Genomic DNA, 22356 nt, shown 5'->3' on the forward strand with positions numbered 1-22356 from the left:
CCCCGTCTTGTACGTTCTTTGCATGGCCGCTCAGCGCCCCCGGCAGGAGGTCTCCGCCTGGCGCCCCCGGATTCCCGGCGTCGTGGAGGTCTTCCACGCGCACTTCACCGAGTACGCCTACCCGATGCACGTGCACGAGGCGTGGACGCTGCTCATCGTGGACGACGGCGCCGTACGGTACGACCTCGACCGGCATGAGCACGGCACCCCGCACGACACGGTCACCCTCCTCCCGCCGCACGTGCCGCACAACGGCTCCCCCGCCACCCCGCACGGCTTCCGCAAGCGTGTCCTCTATCTCGACGGCACGCATCTGCGCGACGACCTGATCGGGGCCGCCGTCGACCGGCCGGATCTGCGCGACCCCGTGCTGCGGCAGCGCGTCGGGCAGTTGCACACCGCGCTCGCGCACGCCGGGGACGAGCTGGAGGCCGAGAGCAGGCTGACGTTCATCGGGGAGCGGCTGCGCTCCCGGCTGCGGCCGAGCGCCGGCGCCGAGACCCCTCGGCCCGACCCCGCCCTCGCCCGCCGCCTGCGCGAACTCCTCGACGAGCGTGTCGTCGACGGCCTCACCCTCGGCGAGGCCGCGGGGCTCGTGCACGCCCATCCCGCGCATCTCGTGCGGGCGTTCAGCACCGCCTACGGCATCGCACCGCACCAGTACCTGAACTCCCGCCGCGTCGACCGCGCGCGCCGGCTCCTGCTCGACGGCAGGTCGCCGGGGGAGGTCGCGACCGCCACCGGGTTCTTCGACCAGTCCCATCTCACCCGGCATTTCCGGAAGTTGGTGGGGGTGACCCCGGGGCGTTATGCGAAGAACATGTGATAAGGACCTCCTTGCCAGGCCCGCGGCCATATCGTCCGGCTCATGGACTGGCATGAGTGGCACGATGCGTACGACTCACCCGACTCCTATCTCGGCCGGCGCCTGGCCCTCGTTCAGGAACGCATCCGGCTCGCCCTCGACGAGGCCCCGCCCGGCCCGCTCACCGCAGTGAGCCTCTGCGCCGGCCAGGGCCGCGACCTGATCGGCGTGCTCCACGAGCACCCCCGACGGGCCGACGTCCGGGCCCGGCTGGTCGAGCTGGACGAACGCAACGTCACGGTGGCACGGGCCGCGGCGCACGCCGCAGGGCTGCCGGGCGTCGAAGTCCTCGCCGGGGACGCCTCGCTGACCGACCACTACGCCCAGCTCGTGCCCGCCGACCTGGTCCTCGTCTGCGGGGTGCTGGGCAACCTGGTCGACGCCGACGTCGAGCGGACGATCGACCACCTCACGCAGCTCTGCCGGCCCGGCGGCACGGTCGTCTGGACCCGCACCCGGCACTTCGAGCCCGACCTGGTGCCCCAGATCTGCGCCTGGCTGGAGGAGCGGGACTTCGAGCGGCTGTGGGTGTCCGACCCCAGCCTCGGCTACGGCGTCGCAGCCCACCGATTCGTCGGTGAACCCCGACCGCTGAACCCCGGGCAGCGCATGTTCGACTTCGTCGGCTACGACGCGCTGCGCCGCGCCTTGGTCACAGCTCCCGTTGCGCCTCGTACAGGTTCCACGGCCGGACCTCGTCCGTCGTGGGATAAAGCTCCAGCCGCGCATGCAGGTCCCCGGTGAAGTCCGGCACGTCGATCTGGTCGAACTCCGTGACCTCGTTGACGCCGACGGTCGCGGAGTACGGCGCGAGTCCGTCGATCTTCACCAGACCCGCCCTGCCGTTCGTCACGCGGACGTTCCAGTGGGTGAAGCGGGCGCCGTAGAGAGGGCCTGCGTTCGCGTCGCCACCGTGGCGGCCGTTGTTGTCGACGGTGATGTCGGTGCGGACGTTCGCGAACGGCAGGCCCCGGTGCGAGTCGAAGGTGCCCATCTGCAGGTCGCCGCGGGACCAGACGTTGGAGGAGGACAGGCCCTCGACGTTGATGCCGTGCAACTGCGTCCCCTCCGGGACCGGGACCGTGCGCTGTTCGATCGTGAAGTCCTCGATCAGGTTGTCGTGCGAGCCCTCGCGGCAGAAGTAGGGGTGGTGCTCGCCGCGGCCACCGACCCTGGTGCGGCGCAGGGTGCAGGAGGACGCGGCGACCAGGCCGAAACCGTTGTCGACGTTGCGTACGGTCACGTCGTCCACCCAGCAGTCGTACGCGCACTGCAGCGCGACACCGTTGTAGCCCTTGTCGAGAAGGTGCGGCGACTGAGGGGTCTCCATGACGTCGAGGGTGAGGCCTTCGACGCCTGCTCCGGTCAACTCCCTTACGTTTGTGGTGAATTGGGGGTTCCATTCGGGGCGCAGGTCGAGCGGGAGCGGGCGCTCCAGCGTGACCCTGCGGCCGCGGACGCGGGCCACCCGGACCGGCCACTCGTAGGGGACGTACGACAGCAGCTTGGTCTTGTCCTGCCAGTAGTACGCCGCCGGGCCGGGGCCGCCGCCCGACATGTGCTGGAGGAGGGTGTGGCCGGCGTCGTCGGCGATACGCAGGAGGACCAGGCGGCCGGGGCGCAGGCGTGACGGGTCGGCGACCGTCACCGTCCAGTCCCCTTGCCGCGCGGGCTCCACGGCCGTCAGGGGCTCCCACTCGTCCCGCTTGTTGCCGGTCCAGCCCTCGAAGGGCCAGGTCTGAGCCCTGATGGCGGCGACCAGCGATTCCCAGCGGGCCTTCGGGGCCAGCCAGATCAGACCGCCCGCCCAGGACCAGGCCGACTTGGTGCCGCCGTATCGGGAGCCGTAGACACCGATCAGCTCGGTGAGGCTTTTCGTCGCGTACAGCGTCGTACGGCCGCTTCCGGCACCGCGCAGCACGACGTTGTCGTGTCCGATGTGGATGAGGCCGTCGATGCGGAAGGTTCCCGGCGGGATGGCGACCGTGCCGCCGCCGGCCCTCCCGGCGGCGGCGAGGGCACGGTTGATCGCGGGGGCGCAGTCGGTCGAACCGCCCGCCTCGGCGCCGTAGTCGCGTACGTCGGCCACGGCGGGGCGGCGGGGGAAGCGCGCCGCCCCGCGCAGGCAGCCGGCCCGGCCGACGTACGGGATCTGCGGGTGGGCGAAGGGCGTGCGCGTGAACTCCCGCCAGATGGCGGGGACCTGACTGCCGGTGGGGGCGGCGGAGGCGGGTGTGCCGGTCGCCGCGGCGGCGGCCACAGCGGTGGCGCCGGCGAGGAGGCTCCGTCTGGTCATGCCCTGGTGCGCCGTGCTCATTCCGTACGTCCTTTCCATGCAGCTTTTCATGGATGTGAACGACGTTCAGATCTGCGTCGGTCGCGAGCATGCCACGACGGGTCGGTGGCCGGAAAGGGGGCGTGCGGGAGTTATTCAGCAGAGCGCTGGGTCAGGTGCGTGAACGCATCCAGGTTCCGCGTCGACTCGCCCCGCGCCACCCGCCAGGCGTACTCCTTGCGGATCGCGGAGGCGAAGCCGAGTTCCAGGAGGGTGTTGAAGCTGCCGTCCGCTGCCTCCAGTACCTGGCCGAGAAGTCGGTCGATCTCGTCCGGGGTGACGGCGGACAGGGGGAGCTTGCCCGCGACGTAGATGTCGCCCAGCTGGTCGACGGCGTAACTCACGCCGTACAGCTTGAGGTTGCGTTCGAGGAGCCAGCGGTGGACGCCGGGCTCGTTCTCGTCGGGGTGGCGGATGACGAATGCGTTGAGGGACAGGGAGTGGCGGCCGACCAGGAGGGAGACGGTCGTCTTCAGCTTCCGGGTGCCGGGGAGCTGTACGACGTAGTTGCCGGGGGCTGGGCTCTCCCATTCGAGCTCGGCGTCCTTCAGGACGCCCTCGATCACCTGGGCCGCTTTCTCTGCATCAGCCATGGTGGGAGCGTACGCGACGCCGGTACGACTGCATCGCGGCCGTGTAGACGTCCGCCGTCGTGGCGGCCGCGGTGTCCCAGCCGAAGGACTGCGCGTGCTCGGCGGCGGCCGCGCCCATGCGGGTCGGGAGCGTCGGGTCGTCGGCGAAATCGGAGAGCACGCGCGCGTAGTCGGCCGGATTGTGGCCGCGTACGAGGAAGCCGGTCTCCCTGTCGCTCACGGCCACCGGAAGTCCGCCGACCGAAGCCGCGAGCACCGGTGTACCCGCCGCCTGGGCCTCGATGGCGACCAGGCCGAAGGACTCGCTGTAGGACGGCATGACCAGGACGGACGCGGCCCGGAACCAGTCCGCGAGCTGGTCCTGGCCGACCGGCGGGCGGAAGCGCACCACGTCCGCGACACCCAGGCGGGCGGCGAGTTTCTGCAGGCCCTCGGGCTTGGCGAGACCGCTGCCGCTCGGGCCGCCGACGATCGGGACGACGATGCGGGAGCGCAGCTCGGGGCGCTCGTCGAGGAGGACGGCGACCGCGCGCAGCAGCACGTCCGGCGCCTTCAGGGGCTGGATGCGGCCCGCGAAGAGGGGGATCAGGGCGTCCTGCGGGAGGTCGAGGCGGGCGCGGGCGGCGGCGCGGCCGTCGGCCGGCCGGAAGCGGTCCAGATTGACGCCCGGGTGGACCACGGCGACCTTGCCGGGGTCGGCCGAGTAGTGCCGTACGAGCTCGTCGGCTTCCTCGGCGGTGTTCGCGATGAGCCGGTCGGCCGCCTCGACGATCTGGGTCTCGCCGATCACGCGGGCGACGGGCTCGGGGGTGTCGCCGTCGGCCAGGTTGGCGTTCTTGACCTTGGCCATGGTGTGCATGGCGTGGACCAGGGGGGCGCCCCAGCGCTGGGCGGCGAGCCAGCCGACGTGGCCGGAGAGCCAGTAGTGGGAGTGCACGAGGTCGTAGTAGCCGGGGCGGTGGCCCGCCCAGGCCTGCATCACCCCGTGCGTGAAAGCGCACAGCTGGGCCGGCAGCTCCTCCTTGGCCAGCCCCTCGTACGGGCCCGCGTCGACGTGGCGGACGAGGACGCCGGGGGCCAGCTCGACGCTCGGGGGGAGGGCGGCCGTGGTCGCGCGCGTGAAGATCTCGACCTCGATGTTGATCGCGGCGAGGCGCTGCGCGAGCTCCACGATGTAGACGTTCATGCCGCCGGCGTCGCCCGTGCCGGGCTGGTGGAGCGGTGAGGTGTGCACGGAGAGCATGGCGACGCGGCGCGGGCGGCGGTGCAGCCTGAGCCGCGGGGGCGTTGCCTGGGAGCGTCGCCCGAGCCTGCTGACGTACTGGCTCACGTGGCGTTCCTCCTTGTCCGGGCATGCCTGGGGGAGGGTGTGGGGCGCCCTCCAAGGGAGGCAACATCGCGGGGTGGGGTTCCCATCCCTGGCGGAGGCGATTTTACCGAGGTATTACCGGATATCGCTCAACCGTTCGACGCTCGGGTGCGTAGGGCCGCGCACCGTCCGCATACCCTCGTAGGCATGACTTCCCGCGCCGCCTCCCGCCCTGTGGGAACCGTGACGCGCGGAACGACCAACCCCAACCGGCTGCGCCGCATGGACCGCTGGATCGCCGCCACGCACGGCGCCGAGCTGCGCCGCGCCGCCGATCCCGTCGCCGTCGACCTCGGCTACGGCGCCGCCCCCTGGACGGCCGTCGAACTCCTCACCCGGCTCCGCACGGCGGCGCCCCGCACCCGTGTGGTCGGCGTCGAGATCGAACCGGCCCGGGTGACGGCGGCGAAGCCGTACGAGCGCGACGGGCTCGCCTTCCGGCACGGCGGGTTCGAGATCCCCCTCCCCCAGCGGCCGCATCTCGTCCGCGCGGCCAACGTGCTGCGCCAGTACGACGAGGCCGAGGTCGCCGCGGTGTGGCAGCGGCTGTGCGCCCGACTGGCCCCGTCGACCGCGCACTCCCGCGGCGGCCTGCTGGTCGAGGGGACCTGTGACGAGATCGGGCGCCGGCACGTGTGGGTCGCCCTCGGACCCGAGGGGCCGCGGACGGTCACCTTCGCGACCCGGCTCGGCTCCCTGGACCGGCCCTCGGACCTCGCCGAACGCCTCCCCAAGGCGCTCATCCACCGCAACGTCCCCGGCGAACCCGTGCACGCCTTCCTGCGCGACTTCGACCGCGCCTGGTCCGCCGCCGCGCCCTACGCCTCCTACGGCGCCCGCCAGCGCTGGATGCGTGCGGTGCGGGACCTGACGGCCGACTGGCCGGTGACGGACGGGGCCGGGCGGTGGCGGCAGGGCGAAGTGACGGTGGCCTGGGAGGCGTTGGCGCCCCGCGGCTGACCGGCCGGCACCGCTGACCTGCGGGGAACGATCTCCATGAGTCGTTCGTCACAAAAGCGGGGAGATCGCGTACGCCGCTCGGGAGGGGGAAATCCGACTTGCGTGCAGCTCTGTCGCTTTGCGCGTCGGCGTGGCACGATCCCCCAGGCATCGTAAGTTACTGACGGTAAATCAGGTTTGGGGGTAGCGGTATGGGTACGGGCAAGCGCGGCCTCATCGCGATGGCCGTGACCGTGGTCTGCGCGGTCACCGTGCTGGCGGCGCCGGGGACGGCGTTCGCGAATGCCGGCCGGACGCCCTCCCCCAGCACGTCTCCCTCCCCGGACCCGTCCGCCTCCGCGACTCCCGTGCCGAGCAAGGACCTTGAGGCGATCCGCGAGAAGCTCGACCATCTCTACCACGACGCCGCCGTCGCCACGGACGCGTACAACGCGGCCGAGGAGAAGGCAAAGCAGCAGTCCGCCGCGATCGTCGACCTGGCGCAGAAGATCGTCAAGGGGCAGCAGAAGCTGGACGAGTTGAGGCAGCGGGCCGGCGCCGCGGCCGCCGCCCAGTACCGCACCGGCGGACTGCCCGACGAGGCCCAGCTGCTGCTCAGCGACAACCCGCAGCAGTTCCTCGACGGTGCGGGCCGGGTACTGGAGGGCGAGCGCGCCACCAAGGACCTGATCGTGGAAATGACCCGCACCCAGCAGGACTTGAAGCAGTACGCCGCGGACGCCGCCGACCAGTGGAACAAGCTGGAGGCGGGCCGCAAGTCGAAGGAAGCCGCCCGGAAGAAGATCAAGCAGCAGATCGCGGCCGCCGAGAAGCTCGAGAGCCGGCTGGAGAAGAAGGAGAAGGAGCGCCTCGCCGAGCTGGAGCAGGAGGCCGCCCTCCAGGCGCAGACCGCCTGGCTCGACTCCGGGATCCTCGACGAGATCAACGGCAAGGCGTCCGAGCTGGGCAAGAAGGCGGTCGCATACGCCACGGCGCAGATCGGAAAGCCGTACGAATGGGGCGCCGAGGGCCCGAAGACGTACGACTGCTCCGGGCTGACCTCACAGGCCTGGGCGGCTGCGGGGCACGGCATTCCGCGCACCTCGCAGGAGCAGTGGAAGCAGCTGCAGCACGTCGACATCAAGGACATGCGGCCCGGCGACCTCATCATCTACTTCGACGACGCCAGCCACGTCGGGATGTACATCGGCGACGGCGCGATCGTGCACGCCCCGCGGCCCGGGCGGACGGTGACGATCACGGGGGCCGGGTCGATGCCGATCCTCGGGGTGGTGCGGCCTGACGCGTGAGCAGCGCTCCGCGGGCTGTGCGGCCATGGGTCGTCTTTTGTCTGCCGCGTCATTGTGGCTTGTCGCGCCCACGCGGCGGAGCCGCACATTGATACAGACCCACGCCCCTGACGGGGCGCGTACGTGAACCCCGTCACGTGACCCACTGCACGCCGAACGCCCCGGCAAACCCGTGGTGGACGTGACGTTCGTCATTCCTGGTCCCTGCCCCTCCTGTCCAACTGCGGTAGGGATCGCGGCATATGACAGTGGCGCCTCGCCAAGCAGCGTGTCTCACGCCATTCCTTTACCGCCCGGCCACCCGCTATGGTCCCCGTCGGTGGATCGAGATCTCTCGCTCCACCTGCCCTCGGGGGGAGGGAAGGAACTCAACAAGATGCCCGTACCCATACCGCGGCAGAGAGCGATCCCGGCCGCGGAGAGTGGTCAGGCGCAGGCCGCGCAACAAGGCGGCACCTCCACGGACCAGACCCCGCGCAAGGAAGCCACGGTCGACAAGAACGCCGCCACCACCACAAACCTGACGCTGCTGCTGATCGAGGACGATCCCGGCGGCTCCACCGTCATACCCGAGCTGCAGGACGCGGCCGGCCGTCCGATCCGCGTCCGCACCGCCCGCAATCTCACCGAGGCCGCGCGGCTGCTGACCGACGACGTCCACTGCATCCTGCTGGACCTCGCGCTGCCGGCCCCCGGCCGCAGCGATGACGACGACGAGCTCGCCGTGCTCAAGCACGTACTGGAGCTCGCGCCCCGGCACGCCGTCCTCGCGCTCACCGCGTCCGGCGACGCCGAGCGCGCCGCCGCGGCGGTACGGGTCGGCGCCCAGGACTACCTCTTCCGGGACGAACTGGACGGCCGGCTCCTGAGCCGGGCGATCCGCTATGCCGTGGAGCGGAAACGTTCCGACACGGCCGAGCGGCGGCTCGCCGAGGGCCGGGTGCGGGCGCAGGAGAACCGGCGCCTGGAGCGGGGGCTGCTCCCTACGCCGTTGTTGGAGGGGTCGTCGCTGCGGTTCGCCGCGCGGTACCGGCCGGGACGGTCGCGGGCGCTGCTCGGGGGCGACTTCTACGACGTCGTTCGGACGCCGGACGGCACCGTGCACGCCATGATCGGCGACGTCTGCGGGCACGGCCCGGACGAGGCGGCGCTCGGCGTGGAGCTGCGGATCGCCTGGCGGGCGCTCACCCTGGCGGGGCTGTGCGGTGACGAGCTGCTCGGGACGCTGCAGCAGGTGCTGGAGCACGAGCGGTCCGACGACGAGATCTTCGCGACGCTCTGCACGGTGGACATTTCGCCGGACGGGCGGCGGGCCGGGCTGTGTCTGGCCGGGCATCCGTCGCCGCTGATCGCGCGGCCGGGGCGGACGGCCGAGCTGCTGCCGTACGACAACAACGGGCCTGCCCTCGGGCTGCTGCCGGGAGCGCGGTGGCCCCGGATGCAGGTCGAGCTGGGGCGGGAGTGGAGTCTGATGCTCTACACCGACGGGCTGATCGAAGGCCGCATCGGGGAGGGGCGCCTTGAGCGGCTGGGGCAGGACGGGATGGTGGAGATGGTCCGGCGGCAGTTGGCTGAGGGGTTGCGGGGCGAGGCGTTGCTGCGGGCTGCCGTGAACGAGGTTCGCGAGCTCAATGGGGGCGAGCTCACGGATGATGTTGCAGTGCTGCTGCTGGACCGGGGGGCTTGAGCGGCAACCCGCCGTCTTGCCTTCTGCCGTATGCCGACTGCGGGTCCGTCGTGGCTGGTCGCGCCCACGCGGCGGAGCCGCACACCGATACAGCCTCGCGCCCCTGAAAGGGCGCTTCTAGCGGCCGCCGTTGTACGGGCCGTAGGGGCCGTCGCTGCTGGAGCCCCTGCGGTTTCGGCCGCCGCCTGCGAGGCCTCGTAGGGCCGGGCGGACGTCGACCATGTAGACGATGCTTGCCACCAGGCCTATGGCAGGCAGGAACGACAGGATCGGGAAGATCAGGTTCATCACGAAGGCGATGGCGAGGATGATCAACCAGAACGGCTTGGTCTGCTTGCCGACTGCGCGGTAGCCGTCCTCGCGACGGATGGCCGCGTCGATCAGCGCGAAGCCGCTGAAAAGGATCAGGGCCATGCTCAGCAGCCACATCAACCCTGCGAATCCCTGCATCAGCACTACGTCCACCACCAGACTCGGCTTGTCCCTACGCGGTCACCGTACCCGTTCCCGAACACCGGCTACCCGCACAACGGGCCGAGCGCTCCAGGAGTGCCCGACCCGTTACCGATCACCCGTCCGTGTTACTTCGCGGGCGGCGTCGTCTTCTTCGCGGTGGTGGTCTTGCGGGCAGGCGCCTTCTTGGCGACGGGCTTCTTCGCCGGAGCGGAGGCGGCCGTGGCCTCGGCCGGCTTGGCGGCGTCTTCCTTGACCCCGACCGGCTCGGCCTTCGGCTCGACGGCGACGGCGAGGTCCTCGATCTCCTCGGCCGCCTCGCCGCGCCAGGTCTTCACGGCCTGCTCGCCGTGCTCGGCGACCTTCTCGTAGGTCTCGCGGGCCTTCACGGCGTACTCGGCGGCGACGCCGACACCGCGCAGCGCGATGTCCTGGGCCGACTCGCCGAGCTTCTTCAGGTCGGCGTCGAGGGTGGAGCCGAGCTTCTTGATGTCACCGTCGAGGGTCGCCAGGAACTCGGTGACCTTGGCCTGGAGGTTCTCCTGGGTCTCCTTGACCTTGGCACCGGCCTCCTTGGCGCGGGCCTGGGCCTTCTCCTGGACGGCCTTCGGGTCGGTGGTGCGGACGGCCTCGAAACGGGCCGGGGCCTCGGCGCGCAGCTGCTCCACGAGGCCGGGCACCTTCCTGGCCTGCTGAAGGGCCAGGTCGGCGGTGCCGGCGGCGAAGTAGAGCGGCGTCGGGTCGCTGAGGGTCTTGCGGAGGTCGTCGGTGATGGCCATGGTGATGGTCCTCCCGGGTCGCTTGCAGCTGAGGGTTTTGGTTCCCGCGGGCAGCGCGGCCGGTCTGCTCAACCGGTGGGCCGCTGCGGGTCGTGCGGTTCGGCATCGTTGCCGTCGGACGTGCGGGTGCGGCGCGTGGCGGACCTGCGTCCGCCGGCCGTGCGGGTCTTGCGGGTACGGCGCTCACCGGTCTGCTCGCCGTCGTCCTCGCGGGGGCGGCGTATCGCAGCGTCGGTGTCCTGAACGTCCCGGGTGTCCGTGGCGCCCTGGCCGGGCTCGGCGGACAGGACCACCGCGCCGGCCTCCGGGGGCTCCTCGGTCACCTCGTCCGCCGCGCCGGCGATCCCGAATCCGTTCTCCTTGCGGAAGGACTCGTAGATCTGGAGCAGCACCTGCTTCTGCCGCTCGTTCAGCGTGGGATCGGCGAGGATGACGGCACGCGTCTCCACCTCGTCCCGCTCCCGCTCGGCGTCGAGGATGCCGGCGCGGACGTACAGCGTCTCGGCGGAGATCCGCAGCGCCTTGGCGACCTGCTGCAACACCTCCGCGCTCGGCTTGCGCAGCCCGCGCTCGATCTGGCTCAGATACGGATTGGACACCCCGGCGGCGTCGGCGAGCTGCCTGAGCGACAGCTGCGCGGTGCGCCGCTGCTCGCGCAGGTATTCGCCGAGATTGCCGACGTTGAGCGATGCCATGCCTCCACCTTGCACCATCCTCGCTAACTATTGCAAGCAGCCGCTTGCAATAGTGCGCCACGCCACTCGGGAGGGTGCACCGGCCCGGGCGCTCTCGCGCCAGGCGCCCCGGGTGTCAGCGCCCCGCGCGACGGTCCCTGAGCCACTCCTCCAGTGCGGCGAAGTCCGCGTCGGTGAGGCCGTACCGGTGATCGACCCGGTGCAGCAGGGCGGGTGCCGGATGGTGTGCGGCGACCCAGGCGCGGTCGGCGGGGGTGATCTCGTCGTCGACCCAGACGAAGGGCCGGCCGTCCGCCCGGGCCACCAGGGGCCGGGTCTTCCAGTGCAGCGGCGTCGACGGCTCGTCCTCGTCCGGCCAGTCCACCGACGGCAGCGGGGGCAGGCCGAGCCAGGGCGCGACGCACACGTTCGCGTCGTCCAGCCAGGTCGTCGCCCACACCAGCTCGCAGCCCAGCGCGACGAGTCGCGCGCCGAGCGCGGGGTCGATGCGCTTCAGCAGCGGCTGCCCGACGACCGCCGCCCGCGGCAACGAAAACCGCGGCTCGTACGACGGGTACGGGTGCGCCGAGCCGAACGGGATCAGCGTTCCGTCGATGTCGAGGAAGAGCAGCATCAGCCTTCGAAACCCCGCTCCGCCAGGATCTTGCCGATGCGCGCCCGGTGGGCCGCCTCCCAAGCGTCGAGCGACTCACCGGCCTCCTTCGCGAGCTTGGCCCGTGCCGCCGTGAGCACCTCGTCGCCTCGCGCGGCGGGCACGGCGACGACGCCTTCCTCGTCGGCCACGACGATGTCGCGGGCCTCGATGCGTACGCCACCGCACATCACCGGCTCGCCCAGCGGCCGTACGGCCGACTTGGCGCCCGGGATCGGGATGACACCCCGGGCGAACACCGGGAACCGTGCCTGACGCACCTCGCCGAGGTCGCGGATCAGCCCGTCCAGCACGAAGGCGGCGACGCCGCGGCGCTGGGCGACGGCGCAGACGTTGCCGCCCGCGAGCGCCCAGTCCAGGTCGCCGGACTCCACGACAACCACCGATCCGGCCTCGGCGCGGTAGATGGCGGCGTGCAGCATCAGGTTGTCGCCGGGCGGGCAGCTGACGGTGAAGGCCGGTCCGGCCACCCGCCCGTGCGGCCCCCACAGGGGACGGATCCCGATGTCCATGACCTGTCCGCGGCCCAGGAGGTCGGCGAGGGTGGTGGTGGGAATGGCCCGGAACTCGGTGGCGTCAGTCATACGTCGGACGTTATCGTCCGGTGTATGACTGCCGGGTCGGCCTTGTGCCGTGAGCGAGTTGGGTGCCCGGCCTCTGAGTGAGGCCAGGGCGGGCGCGAAGCCCGCCTCTTTCTCTGCGCCGCCTTCGCATCCTTCGGAAGACACCAGCTGCAGAGAAAGAAGAGAATGCCCAACGACGACAACAAGAAGTTCATCGGCTTCAACCAGCAGGTCATCGACGAGTTCCGCGCCCACCACGGCCGCGTCGGCGGCCCCTTCGAGGGCGGCCGGCTGCTCCTGCTGACCACCACCGGCGCCCGCACCGGCACCCCGCACACCACTCCCGTCGGCTACTTCCCCGACGGCGGCGAACGCGTCCTGGTCATCGCCTCCGCGGCCGGCTCCCCCAAGCACCCGGACTGGTACCACAACCTCCTCGCCCACCCCCGGGTCACCGTGGAGAGCGGTGTGTTCACGTACGAGGCCGAGGCCGTCGTACTGACCGGCGAGGAGCGGGAACAGGCCTGGGCGCGGGCGGTGGACGCCGACCCCGGCTGGGCGGAGTACCAGAGGAAGACCGACCGGATCATCCCGGTGGTCGCCCTGCACGCGATCACGGACGGCGGCCCCGGGAAGATCAACGCCTCCTCGCCGGGGGAGGCGATCAAGGTGGTGCACGACGCCTTCCGCCGTGAACTCGCCCTGATCCGCAAGGAGATGGCGGCGGGCAACGGAACCCTCGGCGCCCAACTGCGCGTCAACTGCCTGACCTTCTGCCAGGGGCTGCACAACCACCACACCGGCGAGGACACGATGATGTTCCCGTTCCTCGCCGACCGGCGCCCCGAAGCGAACCCCGTTCTCAAGCGCCTGAGCGAGGAGCACGAGCAGATCGCCGTCCTGGTGGCGGAACTGCGCCGCGCGGTGGCCGACGAGGACCCGGCCGCGGCCCGTGCCGAGGTCGAGCGCCTCACCCTCGACCTCGAAGCCCATCTGACGTACGAGGAGCAGGAGTTGATCCCCCTCCTCGACTCCCCCGCCTGATCTGCGGGCGGCCGCTGCCGGCCTCGGCCCTCCGGGCTAGAACGGCAGCGGCCGCCCGTGCACCACCTCCAGCCGCGAGACCGCCCGCGTCAGCACGACATACAGCCGGTGCATCCCACGCGCCTCCGCCTCCGCGATCGCCGCGGGCTCGACGGCGACGACATGGTCGTACTCCAACCCCTTGACGAGGGCCGCCGGTACGACGGTCACGCGGGCGCCCAGCTCGTCCGGTCCCGCGGCTCTGATCCCGGCCGCGCCGAGCGCCTGCGTCACCCGTTCCACATCGGCGTCGGCGGCGACGACCCCGACCGATCCCTCATGACCGAGCGCACCGCGTACGGCGTCCACGACCGCACCCGGCAGATCGGCCCCCGCCTCCCGCACCCTCAACTCTCCGTCCCTGCGCAGGGACCGCCCCGCCGGAACGTCGACGTCCAGCCGTTCCAGCAGCCGGTTGGCGAGTGCGACGACGGCCCGGGGCACCCGGAACCCGGTCGTCAGCGGCACCACGGCCGCGTCCGGTTTCCCCAGGTGCCGCAGAACCGTGTCCCAGGAACGCGCCGCCCAGGGCGTGGTCCCCTGCGCCAGATCGCCGAGCACGGTGAGCGACCCGAAGCGTGCGCGCCGTGCGATGGCCCGGCACTCCATCGGGGAGAGGTCCTGCGCCTCGTCGACGACGACATGGCCGTACCCCTCGGGATGCGCGACGAGCCCGGCGACCTCGTCGAGAAGCACCAGGTCGGCGGCCGACCAGCGGGCCGACTTCCACGACCGCGGAGGCTTGGCCCACAGCAGTGCCCGCTGCTCGTCGTCGTCGAGCAGCCCGTCGGCGGCGGCAGCCAGCATCCGTGCGTCCACGAGCAGGCGGGCAACGACCTCCTCGGGCCGCACCCGCGGCCACACCGCGTCGACATACGCCCCGACCGCCCGCGCCCGCGAGATCCTCTGCACCCAGGCGTTCGACTGCGGCCCGGCCCGCCGCTCGGCCTGCGCCTGAATGCACCGCACGACCCGCATCCGCACCCGCTCGCGCCCGATCCCGTACGGCGGCTCCTCACGCCGTACGCCCTCGACGATCCGCACGAGTTCGCCGGCCCCGACCCGCCACCGGTACGAACCGTCGTCCACGGAAAGCGGCTCGACCCCGTCACTGGAGACATGCGCGTACAGCGCCCGGTGCAGCACCTGTGCCATCCGGGCGTCGTGCTTGACGACGGCGGCCCGCTCGCTGTCGGTCCCCCTGACCGGGTGGGCGGCGATCTCCTCCTGGAGGGTCGACTGCCGTACGCCGGTCTCGCCGAGGGCCGGAAGCACCTGGGAGATGTAGGAGAGGAAGGTCCGGTTGGGTCCGAGGATGAGCAGTCCGCCGCGCTTCATGCGCTGCGGATGGGTGTAGAGGAGGTAGGCGGCCCGGTGCAGCCCGACGGCGGTCTTGCCGGTGCCGGGAGCGCCCTGCACGCACACGGAAACACCCAGCTCCCCTCGTACCAGATCGTCCTGCTCGGGCTGGATGGTCGCCGCGATGTCCCGCATGGGGCCGACGCGGGGCCGTTCGATCTCCCGGGCGACGATGTCGCTCGCCCGGGACTCGCCCCGGTCGAGGTGCTCGTCCTCAAGACCGGTGAGGTCGGCGGAGTCGCCGCGGCTGCCGGGGGCCCAGCCGAACCGGCGGCGGACCGCGACGCCCTGCGGGTCGCCGGCGCTCGCCTGGTAGAAGGCGCGGGAGACGGGCGCCCGCCAGTCGACCACCAGCGGCGGGGCGGCTACGTCCTCGCTGATCCGCAGCCGCCCGATGTGCAGCGACTGCTCGGCGCTGTCCAGCCGCCCGAAGAACAACGGCCCTTCGGGCATCTCCCGCATCTCCTTCGCCCGGCTGCGCAGCCGGTACCCGAGCACCTCGGCGTCGGCACCGGAGGCGGAGACGTCCTCGCCGGTGACGACCTGCTCCTGGGCGCCGTCGACCATGGCGGCGAGGGCGCTGCGGCAGCGGTCGTGGTGGGCGCGTTCGCAGTGGAGGGCGTCTTTGAGGGTGGGCGGGGCGGGGTCGGCTGACGTCATGGAGAGGAGACTACCCAACTAACGTAACCGAGTTAAATTTTTTACTCAGTCCCACCTATGCGAGATGCGGCATACCTGCCGCCAGCACCCCGAACGCCCGCTCCGCCGCGGCCACGGCATCCGCCCGTACGTCCTCCACCCGCTCCCCCTCGGAGATACGCCGCCAGTTCTCCATCGCGAGGATCCGCTGCACGGCAATGATCTGCCCGGCGGCGAGCCGCGCCTCCAGCCCACCACCGAGGGCCTCGGCGAGCGCGGCCTCGGAACGCTGCTGGTAGGCGTAGACGCGGGCGACGAGGGCGGGGGTCCCGTAGAGGAGGGAGTGAAAGGCGAGAACCTGCGGATGGTCGTTCAGCCCGGTGACCGGATCGCCCCGCTCCAGCCCGTCGAGAAAATGCCGCCGCAGCGCGGCGAGCGGCGTGGGCCCCCCGGTCACCACCCGGGCCGCCTCCCCCTCGTGATCCGCGATCCGGTGCAGGACGAGATCCTCCTTCGCCGGGAAGTACCGGAAGAGGGTCGGCTTGGAGATCTCGGCAGCGGCGGCGATCTCGGCGACGGACACGGCGTCGAAGCCGCGCTCCAGGAACAGCCGGACGGCGGTCTCGGAGATCTCTTGGTACATCCGCTGCTTTTTGCGTTCACGCAGGCCGGGCTCGGTCATGGCGGTGAGCCTACGCGCCGACCACTGCTCGACCCCGAGTCCGGTTGACGCCAAGGACCAGGGGGCCGCACGGCGGTGCTGACAGCTGGGCGCTCAGGCCGCCGCACCGCGGTGCCACGGCGGCCGGTCGGCCAGGCCCCACAGGTCGTCGAAGTGCTTGTTCCAGGTCGCGACGGCGGCCTTGGCGTCGTCGCTGTCCTCGCGCGACCAGACATTGAGGTCGGTCCGGTACCCCTTGGGGTCGTAGTACTCGGGTTCCGATCCGTATCCCATGGTTCGGGCGACAAGGTCATAGAGGCCGTGCAGAACCAGTTCGCGGTTGAAGATGCAGACCTTGTCCCGCGGTATGCCGGGATGGAAGCGGTACTCGCACTCAGCCGTCACCCGGCCGGCCAGGGTCAACCGCTGTGCGATCGCCGACAGCGTCAGGTCGTACTCCCGGCACTTCAACTCCACTCGCCTGCGAAACTCCTCGTCGTCCTCGGGAGTCCCGTCCGGACCCACCCGGGACGGGACGCTCATGCTCTGCCGGAAGTCCGGGACCAGGAACCTGATGGACACCCGCCTCGTCGGGCCGGGGTCGTCGAGAAAGCCCTCCAGGCGGTGGTACAGGGCGTTGTAGAGCGTCTCGCCCGTGTAGCCGAGGAAGCTGATCTCCACGTTCCGCACCTGGAACGCCTCCGTCACGAAGGTGCCCAGATCCCGCGACTTCACCTGCGCGCGAGTCGGTGTCCGGAGGGAGGCGGCCAGGTCCTTCACCGTGTCGTACAGCACGTAAGGGCGTCACCCACGGGCTTCACAAACTGTGCGACCAGTCCCGTCACGAAGATGCCGAGAAGCAGCAGGCGCGTGGCGACAGGCTCGTAGCGCGTCTGGAAACGCTTCAGGCGCTCGCCCACCGTCTCCTCGGGCAGCCTGCGCCAACCACCGGGCATGCGCGTCCCCCTCCCCCGTGCGAGACCTCCGGAACGGCGTCAGACGACTTCGGGGTCCCCCTGTGCCGACGGATTCCCATGGTCTCCGTGCGGCAGGGCGCGGGCAAGATAGGGGTTGGCGGTGGATCTGACCTGGAGGCCCAAGGTCGCGGTCGCCTCGTTCAAGGTCATGGCATACCGCTCCACCGCGCGGCGGACGTTGGGGGCTTCCAGGCTGTCCCCCGTCACAAGCCGATCGAGGTCCACATAGGCCGAGCGGACGGTCTCGATCCAGCGGTACACGCGCCAGTCCCTCTTCCAGCCCTCCGTGCAGTCCTCCGGCAGCAGGGTGGACCAGCGTGCGAACAGACGCTCGCGGATCTCCGGCCGGGTCGGCGTCAGGTGCATGTGCCGGACGAGGTCGTAGAGCGGGTCGCCCACCATCGCCATTTCCCAGTCGATGAGGGTCAGCCCGCTGCCGTCCTCGCGCCGCACGAGATTCCACGGGTTGAGGTCGCCGTGCAGGAGGACGGGCCGGCGTGCCGTCACTATGTGCCGGCCGAGGAGTTCCCTGAGCCGGTTGCCGGGGGGCAGGCCGAGCTCGCGCACCAGACCGGTCGTCATCTTGGGGAGGTCCGAGACCATGCGGATCAGGTCGTCGCAGAGACGACCGTAGAAGTCGTCCACGTACGGGACGTGCTCCGTCCCTTTGCCACCGTCATCCACCTTCTCGCAGTCGACGTACGTCAACGCGTTGAGCTGGGCGACGAGGTCGTCCGCCTCGTGCGGCAACAGACCGTCGGCCGGATGCTCGGGGTGGCGGACCCCTCCCTTCGGGCCCTCGTAGGAGTGGATGGTGAACTGGTCTCCCAGCCCGCTGCTGCCCAGTGCCAGCACCTTCGGTGCCCGCACCATCACCCCCGATGCCTCAATGGCCCCGAGGACGGCATGCTCGTAGAGATACCGCCGCTCCCTGGGGGCGGCCGTACCCACCTTCCGCCGTACCATGACCAGATCCGGATAGCCCCCCACCCGCACCGCCGTGCTCAGGTGGGCCGTCCCCTTGAACACCCGGTCCGCCGAGGCCGCGCCCTCCTGGAACAGAGCCTCCTGCACCGTCGCCGGAGGAAAGAGCGGGTGCTGCACCTTGTCGTCGGGCACCCACACGATCGACGAGGCTGTCCGGTCGCGGCTGTGCCGCTTCCCGTGGGACTGGTTCCAGCGATACAGGATGTGTTCGATCGCCTTCTCGTCCGGCACGCTCTGGAGCTGCAGCGGCTTCTCGGCCGCCTGCAGGGCCCGATGGACCTCGCGGGTGGCCTGGTCCAGGTCTCGCTGGTCGTAGTTGTCACCGAGCGAGGTCGCGGCACGCATCACGTCCGGGTAGACGGACTGGGCACGTTCGAAGGCCACGTAGTGCTTCAGATCGCGCTCGAGACCGGCGACCGCCTTGCTCCGCCGTCTCCCCATGCTCTCGCGCCAGGCGTGCTCCACCTCCAGCCACTGGTAGCTCGGGTACTGCATGCGCACCAGGTGCGTGGCGAGGTCGTGCAACGGGTCGCCATAACTCGCCAGCTCCCAGTCGACGCAGATCAGCGGCGGTTCGCCGTGATACGACACGATCACGTTGTCGCGGTGCAGGTCCGTGTGGAGCAGGCTGAAGGGACGCGTGCTCATGGCCGGCACCCTCTCGGCGAACCGCACCATCGCGTCCTCGGGAATGCCCAGCATCGCGAACAGCCCGCCGAACCTTCCCCAGTTGCGCTGCCGGATCTGCTCCTCCGCCCCATGGGCAAGGGTCCGCAGGAAGGCCCGGCTGTCCCGGCTGGAGCGGGGCCAGGAGGGAGGCAGCTGAGGAAGATCCTTTCTGCCCACCTGGGTCATGTCGGCGAGCAGCCCTGCCAGGGCGGAGATCAGGCCGGAGTCGACCGGCTTTCCGTTCGGACAGATGCTGGAAAGGGGCACGCCCTCGACGTAGCTCAGGATGTTCACGTCGCGGAGCTGGACCAGACAGCGCGGCACATGGGGCAGGACCTTGCTGATGGCATGGAGGATCTCGGCCTCGTTCTGCCAGGTTCTGATCACCACGGGCAAGGCGGAGCGGATCCGCTCCCGCACCGTGACCAGCTCCCCGTCCTCACAGGCGACGAGCCAACGGTCCACGTCCGTCAGCGGCCGCGCCATGTAGTTGAGGTTGTGATGTCCTCGGCCGAACTCCCCCACAGCCCTGGCGTAACGGACGAAGTCGTCGTACGCCGTCCGTCGGGCAACGGACACTGTTGGACCACCCAAGGGGTACTCCTGAATAACTATGAGGGACCGCCGATCTTCATTCGCGATGAAGAGTGGGGACACTCTAGTGCCCTGCACACGCCCCCATGGCCAACGTCTCCAAAGAGTGGCGCACTTGGCGACGTCGCATCCGAGGTCGGTTTCGCGCTGATCGAATTCCGGCAGGCGGCCGCGGGACTTCAGGACGGCCTGGCGAGCAGGTTCCACCAGGAATCGAACGCAGTCTGCCAACTCTCGATGAACACGGATCCGGTGGCATTGGCGTCACCCATGTCGTTGACGTGCCGCGTCAGCGTCGAGCCAAGGCCCAGGACGTCCACGGCATCGATCTCCGTGTCGTCGTCGAGCAGGATGGAGCGTTCGATCACTTCGTACGGCCCGAGCAACGCCTCCGTGTCGCGCAGGAGATAGAGCTTGAACGGCGGGACCAGCGATATCGTCCGGACCTGCACCTCCACGGACGGCACCAGCCCCTCTGTCTGCAGGTCGCGCAGAGCGGCACGCAGCGAGGAGGTGTGCCGCCTGGTGATCAAATGCAGCCGTTCCTGGAGTCGCCGATCCAGATCCGCCTTGTCGTTCCCGCCTTCGGCCGGCCGATTCGCCTGAGGGTACGGCGACTGCACCGACTCGCCGGGCAGGAGCAGCCGCATTTCGATGCTCTCGGGGCGGACTTCCCCGAGGCGGATCCGCTCGGCCTGCAGCCGGATGTGGGCGTCCAGACTCTCGGAAGTGAGGGTGAAGACGTCCAATTGGACAGACTGTTGGGCGAAGGCCCTGGCAATGAAGGGCCCCAGCGTTGCCCGCAGTCGCGGCGCCTCCGACGGCCGGGTCGTCGAATGTATCAGCGCCCTCAGCACCCGCGACCCGCTGCCCTGGCGGGATTCGATCCACCCCTCGCTCTTCAGTTCGCGCATGACTCGCTGCACGGTGTCGCGCGACACCTTGAGCTCTTCGGCGAGTTCACGCTGCGGGGGCAGCAGGGATCCGACCGCGTATGTGCCGTCCGTTATGCGGGTGCGCAGCGCTTCCAGGACACGCTCGAACTCCGTGCCGCCTCCGTCACTGCGCTCTTCACTCACAGAGCGACCGTACCGCGCAGTGGAAGCCGACAAACCGCTTCCAGCCATATTGGTGGCCGATTTGACGGTCAAGGCGTCCGGCAATACACGGACCGTTAAGGGATCAAGCAGGCAGGGCACACACCAATCAAGGCAACCAGTCCAATTGGACGGATACTTGTCGGTTCACTGAAGTGGACGGGGTGGGCAACGTGATCTTTTTTCAACTGACGGGGGCGATCCTCCAGTTCGGGATCAGCCGGCTGGCGCAGACACGGCTGGGGCTCGTCGGCCTGGGAGGGGCGCTCGTGCTGACCCTTGCCCCGGTGCTCATACGAAGGGTGGTGGTGTGGCTGCGGCGCACGATCCACAGCCACCCGCAGTGGTGGGCGTTCGGCCTGCTGGTCACCCTTCTCGCGTTGTGCGTTCACGGCTGATCCCGCAGCAGCCGCAGCACCGGCAGCAGCGAACCGACGACGGTCCGGGCTCCCGCATCCCTCAGCAGCTTGTACTTGTACTCGTTACGCGCGTAGCCCAGGAACGGCACACCGGCACTCTCCGCGGCCTGTAGATCCGTGGGAGCGTCACCGATCATCAGGGCCGCGGAGGGGGCGGAACCCACGGCGTTCAACGCCTGCCTGAGGCAGTGCGGGTTCGGCTTCAGCAGATCGAGTTCGCTGGTCCGGCCATAGACATGCGGGGCGAAACAGCTGGCCAGGCCGCGGCTGGAGAGGTAGTCGAAGACCGTGCGGGGCGAGTTGTTGCTGGTGACCGCCAGCCGACCGCCCACGGCGCTCCAGGTGCGTATCAGCGGGTCCGCGTAGGCCGTCGGCATGGCAGTGGGGACCGCCTTGCGCTCCTGCTGGGTCAGCCGTTCCTCAAGTTCCAGGACGAGGTCGCTGCGCGGGTGCTCTCTGTTGACGGCGTAGAGCACGACCATCGGGTCCGGGTGGACCTGTTCCTCCTCGGTCAGCAAGCCACGCAGTCCCTGTCGCTCCAGCCAGGCGACGAGTTCGCTCGCCACCCGCTCCGCCGAATGTCCCGCGAACAGCCGACAAATCGGTCCGTCGAAGTCGAAGAGCACGAGGCGGGCGTTGGTGATCAGCTCTCGCAGGTTCCCTGTCTCTACTGTCACCGGTTCAGTCTGCGTCGTATCAGTAGTCACTAGGAGAGTGTCAGGTCCGTCGTGATGGTTTCCCAGAGGGCGTCGAACCACTTCTGGGATTCCGCCACGAACGCGGCGTCGCGGCGGCCGGCCCGCTTCTCGAAGGAGAAGAGCAGGGACTGGGAGCCCAGCGCGTCATACATCTCCAGGGTCTGGCTCTGCCACTCCTCCTCCCGCTTGGTGGGGATGTAGTACCCGAGCAGCGCTTCCTCCCCATTGAGCAGGTACAGCTTCACCGGCGGCGTGAAGGGCAGCGCACGGAAGACGACTTGTACGTCGATGCCGTGCGTGGACCGGATGGCATGGAGGTTGTGCTGGAGCACCCGCGCCTGTGCGTCGCGCATCTGCAACCACCGTTGATGGACGGTGTTGTCGTCGACACTGCCCTCGACCAGCACCGGGAACGCGAGGTTGATCTCGCGGCTCGGCAGCAGGACGCGGAAGACTATCGATTCGGGACGGATACTGCCGTCGTGAATCCGGCGGAGCGGATCTCCGAGGGCGAGCATCAGCGTCTCGGACGTGTGGCACACGACGTCGACGCGCACCTGTGGCACCGAGAACGCCTCCGTCAGGCGCGGCGCCAACCCCACTGTCGTCGGCTGCGGCTCACCCCAGCCGGGCGCCGGCGGCTCCGCGATCCGTGGTGGGCTTCCCTTGCTGACGTTGGTGAGCAACCCGTCTTGCTGGAGGGCGCGCAGGGCCTGGCGAACCGCGCCGCGTTCCACGCCGAACTCGTCGGCCAGCTCGGCCTGGGTGGGCAGGCGGTCTCCGGCCTTGAGGTCACCGTTGCTGATTCGTTCCCGCAGGATGTCGGCGATCTCCTGGGGCGAGAGCCTTCTGCTGCCGTTCACTGCCACGTTCTCCTGGGTCACGACCAAACGCTACAACTCTGATCCATCTATCGGGAGTTGTTTGTGACTT

Annotated in this window: 22 protein-coding genes; 7 read left to right on the top strand and 15 right to left on the bottom strand. The window is 70.1% G+C overall.

The annotated features are described in order from the left end of the window. The first annotated feature begins 22 nt into the window (after positions 1-22). Positions 23-826, top strand: coding sequence for an AraC family transcriptional regulator (locus AB0N07_RS08365; RefSeq protein WP_365833399.1), 804 nt, complete (start codon positions 23-25; stop codon positions 824-826). A gap of 42 nt (positions 827-868) precedes the next feature. Beyond that, entirely contained in the window at positions 869-1609 is a 741-nt protein-coding gene (locus tag AB0N07_RS08370) for a class I SAM-dependent methyltransferase (protein WP_365833401.1), read from the top strand. Here the strand turns inward: AB0N07_RS08370 and AB0N07_RS08375 are convergent. From AB0N07_RS08375 to mshA, 3 genes are all read right to left on the bottom strand, one after another. Then, positions 1518-3182, bottom strand: coding sequence for a glycosyl hydrolase family 28-related protein (locus tag AB0N07_RS08375; protein WP_365833403.1), 1665 nt, complete (start codon positions 3180-3182; stop codon positions 1518-1520). The genes AB0N07_RS08370 and AB0N07_RS08375 overlap by 92 nt on opposite strands. A gap of 110 nt (positions 3183-3292) precedes the next feature. After that, positions 3293-3793: a YbjN domain-containing protein gene (locus AB0N07_RS08380; protein WP_365833405.1), complete on the bottom strand. Its 501-nt coding sequence runs from the start codon at positions 3791-3793 to the stop codon at positions 3293-3295. Further along, positions 3786-5123: a D-inositol-3-phosphate glycosyltransferase gene (gene mshA, locus AB0N07_RS08385; protein ID WP_365833407.1), complete on the bottom strand. Its 1338-nt coding sequence runs from the start codon at positions 5121-5123 to the stop codon at positions 3786-3788. The genes AB0N07_RS08380 and mshA overlap by 8 nt, the downstream gene beginning before the upstream one ends. Before the next feature lie 186 nt (positions 5124-5309). Here mshA and AB0N07_RS08390 point away from each other — a divergent pair, with 186 nt between their 5' ends. The 3 genes from AB0N07_RS08390 to AB0N07_RS08400 all read left to right on the top strand — a co-directional run bounded on the left by AB0N07_RS08390 (position 5310) and on the right by AB0N07_RS08400 (position 9098). Next, entirely contained in the window at positions 5310-6122 is an 813-nt protein-coding gene (locus AB0N07_RS08390; RefSeq protein ID WP_365833409.1) for a class I SAM-dependent methyltransferase, read from the top strand. 191 nt (positions 6123-6313) lie between these two features. After that, positions 6314-7411, top strand: a complete 1098-nt coding sequence (locus AB0N07_RS08395) for an NlpC/P60 family protein (protein ID WP_365833411.1) — start codon at positions 6314-6316, stop codon at positions 7409-7411. 376 nt (positions 7412-7787) lie between these two features. Continuing rightward, entirely contained in the window at positions 7788-9098 is a 1311-nt protein-coding gene (locus AB0N07_RS08400; protein WP_365833413.1) for a SpoIIE family protein phosphatase, read from the top strand. A gap of 117 nt (positions 9099-9215) precedes the next feature. Here AB0N07_RS08400 and AB0N07_RS08405 read toward each other — a convergent pair whose 3' ends face one another. The 5 genes from AB0N07_RS08405 to AB0N07_RS08425 form a co-directional block, all read right to left on the bottom strand. Beyond that, positions 9216-9548 carry a DUF2516 family protein gene (locus AB0N07_RS08405; protein WP_365833415.1) on the bottom strand — a complete coding sequence of 111 codons (333 nt, stop codon included), beginning with the start codon at positions 9546-9548 and terminating at the stop codon, positions 9216-9218. A 131-nt stretch (positions 9549-9679) separates the two neighbouring features. Further along, positions 9680-10330 carry a hypothetical protein gene (locus AB0N07_RS08410; RefSeq protein WP_365833417.1) on the bottom strand — a complete coding sequence of 217 codons (651 nt, stop codon included), beginning with the start codon at positions 10328-10330 and terminating at the stop codon, positions 9680-9682. A 68-nt stretch (positions 10331-10398) separates the two neighbouring features. After that, positions 10399-11025 (bottom strand): helix-turn-helix transcriptional regulator, encoded by a 627-nt coding sequence (locus AB0N07_RS08415; RefSeq protein WP_365833419.1) that lies wholly within the window; start codon positions 11023-11025, stop codon positions 10399-10401. A gap of 115 nt (positions 11026-11140) precedes the next feature. Next, complete coding sequence (locus AB0N07_RS08420; RefSeq protein WP_365833421.1) at positions 11141-11638, bottom strand: HAD domain-containing protein; 498 nt, start codon at positions 11636-11638, stop codon at positions 11141-11143. Beyond that, a complete protein-coding gene (locus tag AB0N07_RS08425; RefSeq protein WP_365833423.1) occupies positions 11638-12261 on the bottom strand; it encodes an RraA family protein in 624 nt (207 codons plus the stop codon). The genes AB0N07_RS08420 and AB0N07_RS08425 overlap by 1 nt, the downstream gene beginning before the upstream one ends. 165 nt (positions 12262-12426) lie before the next feature. On the opposite strand from AB0N07_RS08425, the gene AB0N07_RS08430 reads away from it, so the two are divergent. Beyond that, complete coding sequence (locus tag AB0N07_RS08430) at positions 12427-13284, top strand: nitroreductase/quinone reductase family protein (RefSeq protein WP_365833425.1); 858 nt, start codon at positions 12427-12429, stop codon at positions 13282-13284. 36 nt (positions 13285-13320) lie between these two features. Here AB0N07_RS08430 and AB0N07_RS08435 read toward each other — a convergent pair whose 3' ends face one another. From AB0N07_RS08435 to AB0N07_RS08455, 5 genes are all read right to left on the bottom strand, one after another. Next, a complete protein-coding gene (locus AB0N07_RS08435; protein WP_365833427.1) occupies positions 13321-15342 on the bottom strand; it encodes an AAA family ATPase in 2022 nt (673 codons plus the stop codon). A 55-nt stretch (positions 15343-15397) separates the two neighbouring features. Continuing rightward, positions 15398-16003: a TetR/AcrR family transcriptional regulator gene (locus AB0N07_RS08440; RefSeq protein ID WP_365833429.1), complete on the bottom strand. Its 606-nt coding sequence runs from the start codon at positions 16001-16003 to the stop codon at positions 15398-15400. A gap of 93 nt (positions 16004-16096) precedes the next feature. Beyond that, entirely contained in the window at positions 16097-16777 is a 681-nt protein-coding gene (locus AB0N07_RS08445) for a hypothetical protein (protein ID WP_365833431.1), read from the bottom strand. 200 nt (positions 16778-16977) lie between these two features. Further along, the gene (locus AB0N07_RS08450) at positions 16978-19101 is read right to left on the bottom strand and encodes an aminoglycoside phosphotransferase family protein (protein WP_365833525.1); all 2124 of its coding nucleotides are present in this window, start codon (positions 19099-19101) and stop codon (positions 16978-16980) included. Between the two features lie 287 nt (positions 19102-19388). Continuing rightward, a complete protein-coding gene (locus AB0N07_RS08455) occupies positions 19389-20360 on the bottom strand; it encodes a GntR family transcriptional regulator (RefSeq protein ID WP_365833433.1) in 972 nt (323 codons plus the stop codon). A gap of 110 nt (positions 20361-20470) precedes the next feature. Here AB0N07_RS08455 and AB0N07_RS08460 point away from each other — a divergent pair, with 110 nt between their 5' ends. Next, positions 20471-20704 carry a hypothetical protein gene (locus AB0N07_RS08460; RefSeq protein ID WP_365833435.1) on the top strand — a complete coding sequence of 78 codons (234 nt, stop codon included), beginning with the start codon at positions 20471-20473 and terminating at the stop codon, positions 20702-20704. Here the strand turns inward: AB0N07_RS08460 and AB0N07_RS08465 are convergent. Both AB0N07_RS08465 and AB0N07_RS08470 read right to left on the bottom strand, forming a co-directional pair. After that, positions 20695-21432: an HAD family hydrolase gene (locus tag AB0N07_RS08465; protein ID WP_365833437.1), complete on the bottom strand. Its 738-nt coding sequence runs from the start codon at positions 21430-21432 to the stop codon at positions 20695-20697. The two genes, AB0N07_RS08460 and AB0N07_RS08465, sit on opposite strands and share 10 nt — an antisense overlap. After that, complete coding sequence (locus AB0N07_RS08470) at positions 21432-22313, bottom strand: winged helix-turn-helix domain-containing protein (protein ID WP_365833439.1); 882 nt, start codon at positions 22311-22313, stop codon at positions 21432-21434. The genes AB0N07_RS08465 and AB0N07_RS08470 overlap by 1 nt, the downstream gene beginning before the upstream one ends. Between the last annotated feature and the right edge of the window lie 43 nt (positions 22314-22356).

The organism is Streptomyces sp. NPDC051172, from assembly GCF_040682555.1.
Taxonomy (GTDB): domain Bacteria; phylum Actinomycetota; class Actinomycetes; order Streptomycetales; family Streptomycetaceae; genus Streptomyces.

What these genes read in the sequence shown, in the direction of transcription:
- AB0N07_RS08365 (WP_365833399.1), top strand. Translation starts at nt 23, where the DNA reads ATGGCCGCTCAGCGCCCCCGGCAGGAGGTCTCCGCCTGGCGCCCCCGG.
- AB0N07_RS08370 (WP_365833401.1), top strand. Translation starts at nt 869, where the DNA reads ATGGACTGGCATGAGTGGCACGATGCGTACGACTCACCCGACTCCTAT.
- AB0N07_RS08375 (WP_365833403.1), bottom strand. Translation starts at nt 3,182, where the DNA reads ATGAGCACGGCGCACCAGGGCATGACCAGACGGAGCCTCCTCGCCGGC.
- AB0N07_RS08380 (WP_365833405.1), bottom strand. Translation starts at nt 3,793, where the DNA reads ATGGCTGATGCAGAGAAAGCGGCCCAGGTGATCGAGGGCGTCCTGAAG.
- AB0N07_RS08390 (WP_365833409.1), top strand. Translation starts at nt 5,310, where the DNA reads ATGACTTCCCGCGCCGCCTCCCGCCCTGTGGGAACCGTGACGCGCGGA.
- AB0N07_RS08395 (WP_365833411.1), top strand. Translation starts at nt 6,314, where the DNA reads ATGGGTACGGGCAAGCGCGGCCTCATCGCGATGGCCGTGACCGTGGTC.
- AB0N07_RS08400 (WP_365833413.1), top strand. Translation starts at nt 7,788, where the DNA reads ATGCCCGTACCCATACCGCGGCAGAGAGCGATCCCGGCCGCGGAGAGT.
- AB0N07_RS08405 (WP_365833415.1), bottom strand. Translation starts at nt 9,548, where the DNA reads ATGCAGGGATTCGCAGGGTTGATGTGGCTGCTGAGCATGGCCCTGATC.
- AB0N07_RS08410 (WP_365833417.1), bottom strand. Translation starts at nt 10,330, where the DNA reads ATGGCCATCACCGACGACCTCCGCAAGACCCTCAGCGACCCGACGCCG.
- AB0N07_RS08415 (WP_365833419.1), bottom strand. Translation starts at nt 11,025, where the DNA reads ATGGCATCGCTCAACGTCGGCAATCTCGGCGAATACCTGCGCGAGCAG.
- AB0N07_RS08420 (WP_365833421.1), bottom strand. Translation starts at nt 11,638, where the DNA reads ATGCTGCTCTTCCTCGACATCGACGGAACGCTGATCCCGTTCGGCTCG.
- AB0N07_RS08425 (WP_365833423.1), bottom strand. Translation starts at nt 12,261, where the DNA reads ATGACTGACGCCACCGAGTTCCGGGCCATTCCCACCACCACCCTCGCC.
- AB0N07_RS08430 (WP_365833425.1), top strand. Translation starts at nt 12,427, where the DNA reads ATGCCCAACGACGACAACAAGAAGTTCATCGGCTTCAACCAGCAGGTC.
- AB0N07_RS08435 (WP_365833427.1), bottom strand. Translation starts at nt 15,342, where the DNA reads ATGACGTCAGCCGACCCCGCCCCGCCCACCCTCAAAGACGCCCTCCAC.
- AB0N07_RS08440 (WP_365833429.1), bottom strand. Translation starts at nt 16,003, where the DNA reads ATGACCGAGCCCGGCCTGCGTGAACGCAAAAAGCAGCGGATGTACCAA.
- AB0N07_RS08450 (WP_365833525.1), bottom strand. Translation starts at nt 19,101, where the DNA reads ATGGCGCGGCCGCTGACGGACGTGGACCGTTGGCTCGTCGCCTGTGAG.